The organism is Mesorhizobium sp., from assembly GCF_041661565.1.
GTDB lineage: Bacteria > Pseudomonadota > Alphaproteobacteria > Rhizobiales > Rhizobiaceae > Mesorhizobium.
On the sequence record NZ_JBAZUD010000174.1, the window covers coordinates 1 to 9,714 of the forward strand.

A 9,714-nucleotide genomic window follows, 5' to 3' on the forward strand; every position below is an offset into this window, starting at 1 on the left:
ATGGCCGACGACGAGATCATCCTTTCCGAACTGTCCGACGACGAGTTGGTGCAGCAGATGCACGACGATCTTTATGACGGCCTGAAGGAAGAGATCGAGGAAGGCACCAACATCCTGCTCGAGCGCGGCTGGGTGCCCTACAAGGTGCTGACCGAAGCCCTGGTCGAAGGCATGCGCATCGTCGGCGAGGATTTTCGCGACGGCATCCTGTTCGTTCCCGAAGTGCTGCTGTCGGCCAATGCCATGAAGGCCGGCATGTTCATCCTGCGGCCGCTGCTGGCCGCCACCGGCGCGCCCAAGCAGGGCAAGATGGTGATCGGCACCGTCAAGGGCGACATCCACGACATCGGCAAGAACCTGGTCGGCATGATGATGGAGGGCGCCGGCTTCGACGTCATCGACCTCGGCATCAACAATGCGGTCGAGAAATATCTCGACGCGATCGAGCAGCACCAGCCCGACATCATCGGCATGTCCGCACTTTTGACCACCACCATGCCCTACATGAAGGTCGTCATCGACACCATGAAGGAAAAGGGCATCCGCGACGACTATGTCGTGCTGGTCGGGGGCGCTCCGCTCAACGAGGAATTCGGCAAGGCTGTCGGCGCCGACGCCTATTGCCGCGACGCAGCCGTGGCCGTCGAAACCGCCAAGGACTACATGAAGCGCAAGCACAATATGCGGGCTTCCGCCTAATCGTGAAAAGGCCGCCAATCATGGCGGCCGTTTCTCGTGACTTGGGCTTCGCTTAGTGTCGGCCTGGCGCTACTGGGCGGCGTTCGAGACTCGCTTGCCGGCATTCTGCGTCGCGTCAACGGTACCGGCGGCATCCTTGCCGACGCCACGGATTGTGTTCGCGCATGCGGAAACCAGCAGTACACTGGCGAGCATCGCAACAACTGCATATGTCTGTGTTTTCATGGACGGTTTATCCCTCTCGCGGTAGATTTGCCTCATTGCAACGAAAGCCGGCTCTGCTGGTTCCATGGCCAAGACAGAAAAGAACACAATCGCCCAATCGGACAGGCTGCTTGTCATCGCCTGTGGAATGATCGCGCGCGAGGTGTTGGCCATCAAGGACCAGCTCGGGCTCGATCATCTCGAGCTGACCTGCCTGCCGGCGGAGTTCCATTTTCATCCGGACCGCATAGCCCCGGCCATGGACAAGGCCATAGAGAAGGCCCGGTTGGAGGGCTATCGAAACATCTTTGTCGGCTATGGCGATTGCGGTACCGGCGGCCTGCTCGACCGCGTCTTGGAGATGCACGGCGTCGAGCGCATGGCGGGCCCGCACTGTTTCGCTTTTTACCAGGGCATGGAAGCCTATGCGAAAGTCGCCGACGGCGACATGATGTCTTTCTACATGACCGATTTTCTCTGCCGCCAGTTCGATGCATTTTTCATGAAGCCGCTCGGCCTCGACCGGCACCCGGAATTGATTCAGGACTATTTCGGCAATTATGAGAGGCTGATCTACCTGGCCCAAACCGACGATCCGGAACTCGACAGGGTCGCCGAGAAGGCCGCCGCACTGCTCGGTCTGGCCTATGAGCGCCGCGCCACCGGCTATGGCGACCTGGCAGCCGGGATGTCGCGGGCAACCGCACACGCCTGAACACGACCGGGGAGGAATTTTGATGCTGGTTCGCTCATTGCTGCTGTCGCTGTGCCTGGCGGCCTGTTCCGCCCTGCCTGCATTCGCCGACGGCGAGATACAGAAACTGATCACGCCTGCCGACAAGGCGCGGCTCGACAAATATGGCGAGACCCGCAAGGCCGCCCTGGCCGAGGCGAAAGCGGGAAATCCGGCCGACGTCAGGCAGCTCGATGCGTTGCTGGCAAAGCCGCTGGTGTCGTTCTCCGAGGGCGACCTGACCGGCAACTGGCGCTGCCGCACCATCAAGGCCGGCGGATTGTCCCCGCTCGTCATCTATGGCTGGTTCAAATGCAAGGTGACCGACGACGGTTCCGGCTGGCGACTGGAGAAGACCAGCGGCTCGCAGCGCACCAAGGGCCGCTTCTTCGACGATGGGGACAAGCGTGCGATCTATCTTGGCTCGGGCTATGTCAATGCCGATCCGGCAAAACCCTATGGCAGCGGCCCGCAAACCGACCAGGTCGGTTATGCCTTCCGCAACAGTGCCAGGGAATGGCGCATCGAGCTCCCCGCGCCCTACTATGAATCGAAGCTCGACATCATGGAATTGAAGCGCTGATCCATGATTCTGGGGCGCCCGTCCGAGGCCGCCGGGTTCCTCTCCGCGCGCGTCGCAAACGAATAAACGCACCTTTCATTTTACGACATTCAAATGCGTCGCTTTTGAATGCGCGCGCGTCGTCCCATAACAAGCGGGCCCATTGCGCATGCGGCAATGCTCGACGGATCGAGGAGTGAGAATTTCATGGCCGATCTGATCGTCGTCTACTGGCGCGACATACCCGCCCAGGTCATCGTCAAGAAGGGCCGGCAGAATGCCAAGCGCGAACTGCCGTTGCGCTTCACCGAGGCGATCGACATGTGCGCGATGCGCACCGGCGCCGGCGGCACCGACGATTATCTGGCCGAATGGCGCAAGGCCGATCCTGTTCCGGTCAGCGACGATCTCGAAGCCGAGGTCGAGAAGGCGTTTCAGGACCTCGACGCGAAATACGACCGTGAGCGGCTGGTCGCTCTGGTGAAGGCGGGCGGCAAAGACAATGTCTGAAACCGTTCCTGCCAAGGATAGCCCTGGCGCTGTCCAGCCGGTCACCCAGGCCACTCTGGTGAAGAAGGCGGCGCCGAAATCCGACTACAAGCCGGCTGATGTCTCGCCGCAACGGCGCGTGCAGCGCTCCTTCGCGGTCCGCCTTTGGTCGATCAGGCACTCGCGCCTACTCGAATGGTTCTATGCCCGTTTCGCCGATACCTTCCTGCTGCTTCATCCCCTGTGGAAAGGCATCGGCTATGGCCGTGTCGAAGGGCCGATCAAATTTGTCGAGAGGCGCGTCAAGGGCTTCATGTTCGACTGCCGCATGTGCGGCCAGTGCATCCTGTCGTCGACAGGCATGTCGTGTCCGATGAACTGCCCCAAGCAGTTGCGAAACGGCCCGTGCGGCGGTGTGCGCGCCAATGGCAATTGCGAGGTCGAGCCCGATATGCCCTGCGTCTGGGTCAAGGCCTGGGAAGGATCCCAAAACATGGTGCACGGCGACAGGATCCTGGCGGTGCAGAAGCCGGTCGACCAGTCGCTGCGCGAGACCTCGGCCTGGCTGCGCGTCACCGCGCAGGCGGCGGCCGCGCGCGAGGCGGCCGCGTCGGCAAGGACCGGGGCATCGGCATGATCGGCAGCCAGCGCGACGAAAACCCGGCCGGCATCCACCTGCCGCTCGATCCCCTGCCCGGCCACACCTCGCGCGGCCGGCTGGAGCGCGTCCTGCGGCGCGGCGAGTTCGCGGTGACGACAGAGCTCAATCCGCCCGACAGCGCCGACCCGGAAGACGTCTACAACCGCGCGAAAATCTTCGACGGCTGGGTCGATGCGATCAACGCGGTCGATGCGTCCGGCGCCAACTGCCACATGTCGTCGGTCGGCATCTGCGCGCTGCTGACCCGCATGGGCTACGCGCCGATCATGCAGATCGCCTGCCGCGACAAGAACCGCATCGCCATCCAGGGTGACGTGCTGGGTGGCGCGGCGATGGGTGTCGCCAACATGCTCTGCCTGACGGGCGACGGCGTTCAGGCCGGCGACCAGCCCGGCGCCAAGCCGGTGTTCGACCTCGACTGCATGTCGCTGCTGGAGACCTGCCGCATCATGCGCGACAATGGCAAGTTCCTCTCCGGCCGCAAGCTGACGACGCCACCGCAGCTCTTCCTGGGCGCCGCCATCAACCCGTTCGCGCCGCCGATCGACTTCCGCCCGCATCGGCTTGGCAAGAAGATCGCCTCCGGCGCGCAATTCGTGCAGAGCCAGTATTGCTTCGACGTGCCGATGTTCCGCGCCTACATGCAGAAGGTGCGCGACCTCGGCTACACCGAACAATGCTTCATCCTGGTTGGCGTCGGACCGCTCGCTTCGGCCAAGACAGCCAAGTGGATCCGGTCGAATGTTCCGGGCATCCATATTCCCGATTCCGTTATCAAGCGGCTGGAAGGCGCGCAGGACCAGAAGAAGGAAGGCAAGCAGCTCTGCATCGACATCATCAACGAGGTGAAGGAAATCCCCGGTGTCTCGGGCGTCCATGTGATGGCCTATCGGCAGGAGGAATACGTTGCCGAGATCGTCGATGAGTCCGGCGTGCTCAAGGGCCGCCAGCCGTGGAAACGCGAAATCCGCCGCGACGACCAGATGGTGGCCGACCGCCTTGAGCACATCCTGCACGACGATATCACCGAGACCCAGGTGGACATGGTGAAGACGGCGCACTGACGCCCGACCGACCACCATTCGCTTGAACGGAACCAGATAACGATATAAAGAATTCTTTATATCACGACGGAGAGATTTCATGACCCGGACCATCGTCGCCTCGGCGACACGAGAAATCATCATCGGCTTCGACCAGCCCTTCTGCGTGATCGGCGAGCGCATCAATCCGACCGGCCGCAAGAAGCTGGCCGCCGAGATGATCGCGGGAAATTTCGAGACGGTGATCAGGGACGCGCTCGAGCAGGCCGCCTGCGGCGCCACCATGCTCGACGTCAATGCCGGCGTCACTTCGGTCAACCCGAACGAGACCGAACCCGGCCTCCTCGTGCAGACGCTCGAGATCGTACAGGGCCTTGTCGACCTGCCGCTCTCGATCGACAGCTCGGTCACCGCCGCGATCGAGGCCGCGCTTAAGGTTGCCAAGGGCCGCCCGCTGGTCAATTCCGTCACCGGCGAGGAAGAAAAGCTCGAAGCCATCCTGCCGCTGATCAAGAAATACAACGTGCCCGTCGTCGCCATCTCCAATGACGAGACCGGCATTTCGATGGATCCGGACGTGCGCTTCGCCGTCGCCAAGAAGATCGTCGAGCGCTGCGCCGATTTCGGCATTCCAGCGCATGACGTGGTGGTCGACCCGCTGGTGATGCCGATCGGCGCGCTGGGCGATGCCGGCCGCCAGGTGTTCGCGCTGCTGCGGCGCCTGCGCGAGGAGCTCAAGGTCAACACCACTTGCGGCCTGTCCAACATCTCCTTCGGCCTGCCGCACCGCCACGGCATCAACGCCGCGTTCATCCCCATGGTGATCGGCGCCGGCATGACCTCGGCGATCATGAACCCGGTGCGTCCGCAGGAAATGGAAGCCGTCCGCGGCGCCAATGTCCTCAACGGCACCGACGAGAACTGCACGAACTGGATCCGCACCTACAAGGACTACAAGCCGGCCGAGGGCGGCCAGGCGGTCGCGGCGCCGACGCAGGTCAACGCGCCGGGCGACGGCGGCGCGGGCGGTGGCCGCCGCCGTGGCGGCCGAGAAGCCCGCATGGGCCGGGGATAAGCGCGCAATCGTGAATTCACCTGCCAACATCACCGATCCGCTCGTCCTGTTCATGCCCTCGGGCAAACGCGGGCGGTTTCCCGTCGGCACGCCGGTGCTCGATGCCGCGCGCCAGCTCGGCGTCTATGTCGAAAGTGTCTGCGGCGGACGGGCCACCTGCGGGCGCTGCCAGATCGAAGTGCAGGAAGGCAATTTCGCCAAGCACAAGATCGTTTCGTCCAACGACCACATCTCGCCCAAGGGTCCCAAGGAAGAGCGCTATGAGCGCGTCCGCGGCCTGCCCGAGCGGCGCCGCCTGTCCTGCTCGGCGCAGATCCTCGGCGATCTCGTCATCGACGTGCCGCAGGACACCGTCATCAACGCGCAGACCATCCGCAAGGATGCCGACACCAGGGTGATCGCCCGCGATTCGGCGATCCGCATGTGTTATGTCGAGATCGAAGAGCCCGACATGCACAAGCCGCTGGGCGATCTCGACCGCCTGAAGATCGCCTTGATGCATGACTGGGGCTTGAAAAGCCTCGATTTCGATTTCCATCTGCTCCCGCAGGTGCAGGGCATCCTGCGCAAAGGCAACTGGACCGCCACCGCCGCCATCCACAAGGATGCCGAGACGGAAACGGCGCGGGTGATCGCCCTGTGGCCGGGCCTCAAGAACGAAGCCTACGGGCTCGCCTGCGATATCGGCTCCACCACCATCGCGATGCATCTGGTGTCCTTGCTGTCGGGCCGCGTCGCCGCATCGTCGGGCACATCGAACCCGCAGATCCGCTTCGGCGAGGATCTGATGAGCCGCGTCTCCTATGTGATGATGAACCCGGACGGCCGCGAAGGCATGACGGTCGCCGTGCGCGAGGCGATCTCGGGACTGGTCGACAAGGTCTGCGCCGAAGGCAATGTCCAGCGCAACGACATCCTGGATTCCGTCTTCGTCGGCAATCCGATCATGCACCATCTGTTCCTGGGCATCGATCCGACCGAATTGGGCGGCGCGCCTTTTGCGCTGGCAGTCTCCGGCGCGGTGCATATCAAGGCGTCCGACATCGGCCTCAAGCTTAACCAGGGCGCCCGGCTCTATATGCTGCCCTGCATCGCTGGCCATGTCGGCGCAGACGCGGCGGCCGTGACGCTCTCCGAAGGCCCGCATCGCCAGGACGAGATGATGCTGATCGTCGATGTCGGCACCAATGCCGAGATCGTGCTTGGCAACCGAACGCGCGTCGTCGCGGCCTCCTCGCCCACCGGCCCGGCCTTCGAGGGCGCCGAGATTTCCGGCGGCCAGCGCGCCGCGCCCGGCGCCATCGAGAGGGTGCGCATCGATCCCGACACGCTGGAGCCGAAATACCGCGTCATCGGCTCGGAGCTGTGGTCCGACGATCCCGGTTTCCTCGACAGCGTGCAGGCCACCGGTGTTACCGGCATCTGCGGCTCCGGCATCATCGAGGTGGTCGCGGAAATGTATCTCTCCGGCATCATCTCGGAAGACGGCGTCATCGACGGTGGGCTCTCCGCCCGCTCGCCGCGCGTCACCGCCAACGGCCGCACCTTCTCCTATGTGCTGAAGGAAGGCGAACCGAAGATCACCATCACCCAGACCGATGTGCGCGCCATCCAACTCGCCAAGGCAGCGCTCTATGCCGGCACCAAGCTGTTGATGGAGAAGCAGCATACGGACCATGTCGACCGCATCCACTTCGCAGGCGCCTTCGGCTCCTTCATCGATCCCAAATACGCCATGGTGCTGGGCCTGATCCCCGATTGCGACCTCGACAAGGTCTCCGCCGTCGGCAACGCGGCGGGCGCCGGTGCCCGCATGGCGCTGCTCAATCGCGGCTATCGCCGCGAGATCGAGGACACGGTCAGCAAGATCGAAAAGATCGAGACCGCGCTGGAGCCGAAATTCCAGGAGCATTTCGTCTACGCCATGGCGCTGCCGAACAAGGTCGATCCGTTCCCGAAACTGTCGGCTGCGGTGAAGCTGCCGCCGCGCAAGACGGTCAGCGAGGACGGCATCGCCGGCGACGCCGCGCCGCGCCGGCGCGGGCGCGAAGGCCACGCAGCTCGGCGCGGCCGGGAATAAGCGGCCGCATCGCGGCTGCCCCCTCTCAAACTCATTTGTATACAAATGTTTCCGGATCGCCTGATCCGGAAACCGTCACGTTGTTTTCGTGAAATCGGCCAGATACATGGCAGGCGCATTAGACCGGCATCGAACGGCAGGCAGGAAACATCTTCCGGCCGCCCACAGCCCAAGGGAGACAACGATGTCGATGCTCGAAAGCCTGGGTCGCTATGGCGCGGCCATCAAGAATGCCCATGACCGCAACAAGGCGCGCCGTATTCTGAACAGCCTGCCGCCCGAGATCCAGAAGGATATCGGCTGGCCGGTCTCGCCCCGATCCAGTCAAAAGGCTGCCCTCATCGGCACCATCTGGAGCGCGGCGCGCTGATGACCTTCGCCGACAAATGCAAATTGCTGGACAGCCGCCGGGGATATCGCACGTCCTCGGTGGCCGCCAGCAGTCGGCTGCGCGCCGCGCTGTTGCCCCGTCGGTGACCCCGCTCGGCGACGGCGGAATGGATCACACCACCGTGTAGACACTGCGTAAATCTTGACATTTCCAGCCACGGCACGATCTTCGAGAAAGAGGGGGAATTCTCTTAGTCGGCTGCAGCCGAAGTTCGTGTATCCGCATGCCAAGTTTCAAGAGCCACGTCGTATCCTTCGTCCTCAGGCACAGCCGCAAGAAGGCGTTTTCCAGCCCGGAAAACCTGCAGCGCTGGATCGCTGCCGCGCGCAAGACCGAGGACCACCGCCCCCCAGCATCGCTGCATCGGCGTTTCGACATAGAGACACGCCTGGTCGATGGCTTTCCCGTCTATGAAATCGCTCCCAGGGCGGGCGAGCGAAAGCGGATTCTTTACCTGCACGGCGGCGCCTATGTCTTTGAAATCACGCCCTATCATTGGCACCTGATCGCCGAGATGGCCGACCGGCTGGGTTACGGTATCACCGTGCCGATCTACCCCATTGCCCCCGAGCATGATTTCCATGCCATGTTCGGCATGGTGGGCGATGTCTACCGCAGGATGCTGGACGAGGCGGAGGCGGACGACATCATCTTCATGGGCGATTCCGCCGGCGGCAACATGGCGGTGGTGCTGACCATGATGGCCGCGGAAGACGGCCTGCCCACGCCGTCGCGTCATGTGCTGATTTCACCGGGCCTCGATATGTCGCTGTCCAACCCGAAGCTCTTCGAGGCCGAACGCAACGATCCCTGGCTTGGCATTCCAGGCGGCCTCGAAGCGATCCGGCTCTACAGCGCCGGCATCGACCGGAACGACTGGCACATCAGCCCACTCTACGGCGATCTGTCGGTGCTGCCGAAAACCCTGCTCTTGACCGGCTCGCGCGACCTCTTGACCCCCGACAATTTGATCTTCGCCGAAAAAGCCCGAGCCGTAGGCGTCGAGATCGACGTTGTCCACGAGCACGGCATGGTCCACGTCTGGCCGCTGATTGACATGCCGGAATCGCGCCGCGCCCGCCAACACATCGTTGATTTTCTCAACGACAATCGCTGGCCGGTCATGCAGGACAACAGAGCAAGTGTTGTAGGGGCCTCCGCCCAGGCGGCGGAGTAACGCTTCCGTTCCCGGGCCGACGCTGCTGACGGATCAGAATTTTCCCGTTTCGCGGAACACTTCGAACGTCGCCCGGATATGGTCGGCGACCGCCTTGACCGGGGCGCTGGCATCGGGAGACACCACCATCGCCAGACTGTAGGTGCCGATGTCGGGCATCCCGTCCTTCGGGCAGAGCTCGACCATGTCATTGCCGAGGAACGACTTCGGCAGCGGCGCCACGGCAAGATCGGACATGATCGCGGCGCGCTGGCCCGCCGTGTGGGCGCTCATATAGGCGATGCGATAGTTGCGGCCCTCGCGGCCCAGCGCGTCGAGCGCGCCCGCCCGCCACGCGCAGCCCTCCTCCCACAACGACACCGGCAGGGGTTCGCGCAGATGCGCGCAGCCGCCCTTGGCGCCGGCCCAGACGATGGGCTCGGTCAGCAACACCTCGGCGCCGACGGCGCTGGTCTTGTAGGAATTGGTGAGCAGCGTGATGTCGAGCGCCCGGTCGTCCATGCGCCGGCGCAAATTGCTGCTCTGGTCAATGGTGACATCGACGGCGATGGACGGGTGCGACTGCGCAAAACGCTTCAGCACATGCGGCAGCACGCGCTC

12 protein-coding genes are annotated in these 9,714 nt (G+C 63.5%); 10 read left to right on the plus strand and 2 right to left on the minus strand.

The genetic code is table 11. From position 1 onward, the window contains the following. On the plus strand, positions 1 to 699 hold a 699-nt coding region (locus WC739_RS22595; RefSeq protein WP_372955218.1), incomplete at its 5' end, for a corrinoid protein. A 69-nt stretch (positions 700 to 768) separates the two neighbouring features. Here the strand turns inward: WC739_RS22595 and WC739_RS22600 are convergent. After that, entirely contained in the window at positions 769 to 894 is a 126-nt protein-coding gene (locus tag WC739_RS22600) for an entericidin (protein WP_372955229.1), read from the minus strand. Positions 895 to 988: 94 nt separating this feature from the next. On the opposite strand from WC739_RS22600, the gene WC739_RS22605 reads away from it, so the two are divergent. The 9 genes from WC739_RS22605 (at position 989) to WC739_RS22645 (ending at position 9,114) form a co-directional block, all read left to right on the plus strand. Beyond that, positions 989 to 1,618 (plus strand): DUF1638 domain-containing protein, encoded by a 630-nt coding sequence (locus tag WC739_RS22605; protein WP_372955219.1) that lies wholly within the window; start codon positions 989 to 991, stop codon positions 1,616 to 1,618. A 22-nt stretch (positions 1,619 to 1,640) separates the two neighbouring features. Continuing rightward, entirely contained in the window at positions 1,641 to 2,219 is a 579-nt protein-coding gene (locus WC739_RS22610) for a DUF4893 domain-containing protein (protein ID WP_372955220.1), read from the plus strand. Between the two features lie 186 nt (positions 2,220 to 2,405). After that, positions 2,406 to 2,708 carry a virulence factor gene (locus WC739_RS22615; RefSeq protein WP_372955221.1) on the plus strand — a complete coding sequence of 101 codons (303 nt, stop codon included), beginning with the start codon at positions 2,406 to 2,408 and terminating at the stop codon, positions 2,706 to 2,708. Beyond that, positions 2,701 to 3,324, plus strand: a complete 624-nt coding sequence (locus WC739_RS22620) for a methylenetetrahydrofolate reductase C-terminal domain-containing protein (RefSeq protein WP_372955222.1) — start codon at positions 2,701 to 2,703, stop codon at positions 3,322 to 3,324. The genes WC739_RS22615 and WC739_RS22620 overlap by 8 nt, the downstream gene beginning before the upstream one ends. Further along, complete coding sequence (locus WC739_RS22625; protein ID WP_372955223.1) at positions 3,321 to 4,412, plus strand: methylenetetrahydrofolate reductase; 1,092 nt, start codon at positions 3,321 to 3,323, stop codon at positions 4,410 to 4,412. Before WC739_RS22620 ends, WC739_RS22625 begins: the two co-directional genes overlap by 4 nt. A gap of 79 nt (positions 4,413 to 4,491) precedes the next feature. Beyond that, on the plus strand, positions 4,492 to 5,466 hold the full coding sequence (locus WC739_RS22630) for a methyltetrahydrofolate cobalamin methyltransferase (RefSeq protein WP_372955224.1): 975 nt from the start codon (positions 4,492 to 4,494) through the stop codon (positions 5,464 to 5,466). A 10-nt stretch (positions 5,467 to 5,476) separates the two neighbouring features. Further along, on the plus strand, positions 5,477 to 7,546 hold the full coding sequence (locus WC739_RS22635) for an ASKHA domain-containing protein (RefSeq protein ID WP_372955225.1): 2,070 nt from the start codon (positions 5,477 to 5,479) through the stop codon (positions 7,544 to 7,546). Between the two features lie 184 nt (positions 7,547 to 7,730). Next, complete coding sequence (locus WC739_RS22640) at positions 7,731 to 7,916, plus strand: hypothetical protein (protein WP_372955226.1); 186 nt, start codon at positions 7,731 to 7,733, stop codon at positions 7,914 to 7,916. Positions 7,917 to 8,160: 244 nt separating this feature from the next. Further along, positions 8,161 to 9,114: an alpha/beta hydrolase gene (locus WC739_RS22645; RefSeq protein ID WP_372955227.1), complete on the plus strand. Its 954-nt coding sequence runs from the start codon at positions 8,161 to 8,163 to the stop codon at positions 9,112 to 9,114. A gap of 33 nt (positions 9,115 to 9,147) precedes the next feature. On the opposite strand, the gene WC739_RS22650 is transcribed toward WC739_RS22645, so the two are convergent. Then, a partial coding sequence (locus tag WC739_RS22650) for a LysR substrate-binding domain-containing protein (protein ID WP_372955228.1) occupies positions 9,148 to 9,714 on the minus strand: 567 nt, incomplete at its 5' end.

What these genes read in the sequence shown, in the direction of transcription:
- WC739_RS22615 (WP_372955221.1), top strand. Translation starts at nt 2,406, where the DNA reads ATGGCCGATCTGATCGTCGTCTACTGGCGCGACATACCCGCCCAGGTC.
- WC739_RS22605 (WP_372955219.1), top strand. Translation starts at nt 989, where the DNA reads ATGGCCAAGACAGAAAAGAACACAATCGCCCAATCGGACAGGCTGCTT.
- WC739_RS22610 (WP_372955220.1), top strand. Translation starts at nt 1,641, where the DNA reads ATGCTGGTTCGCTCATTGCTGCTGTCGCTGTGCCTGGCGGCCTGTTCC.
- WC739_RS22645 (WP_372955227.1), top strand. Translation starts at nt 8,161, where the DNA reads ATGCCAAGTTTCAAGAGCCACGTCGTATCCTTCGTCCTCAGGCACAGC.
- WC739_RS22630 (WP_372955224.1), top strand. Translation starts at nt 4,492, where the DNA reads ATGACCCGGACCATCGTCGCCTCGGCGACACGAGAAATCATCATCGGC.
- WC739_RS22640 (WP_372955226.1), top strand. Translation starts at nt 7,731, where the DNA reads ATGTCGATGCTCGAAAGCCTGGGTCGCTATGGCGCGGCCATCAAGAAT.
- WC739_RS22600 (WP_372955229.1), bottom strand. Translation starts at nt 894, where the DNA reads ATGCTCGCCAGTGTACTGCTGGTTTCCGCATGCGCGAACACAATCCGT.
- WC739_RS22625 (WP_372955223.1), top strand. Translation starts at nt 3,321, where the DNA reads ATGATCGGCAGCCAGCGCGACGAAAACCCGGCCGGCATCCACCTGCCG.
- WC739_RS22620 (WP_372955222.1), top strand. Translation starts at nt 2,701, where the DNA reads ATGTCTGAAACCGTTCCTGCCAAGGATAGCCCTGGCGCTGTCCAGCCG.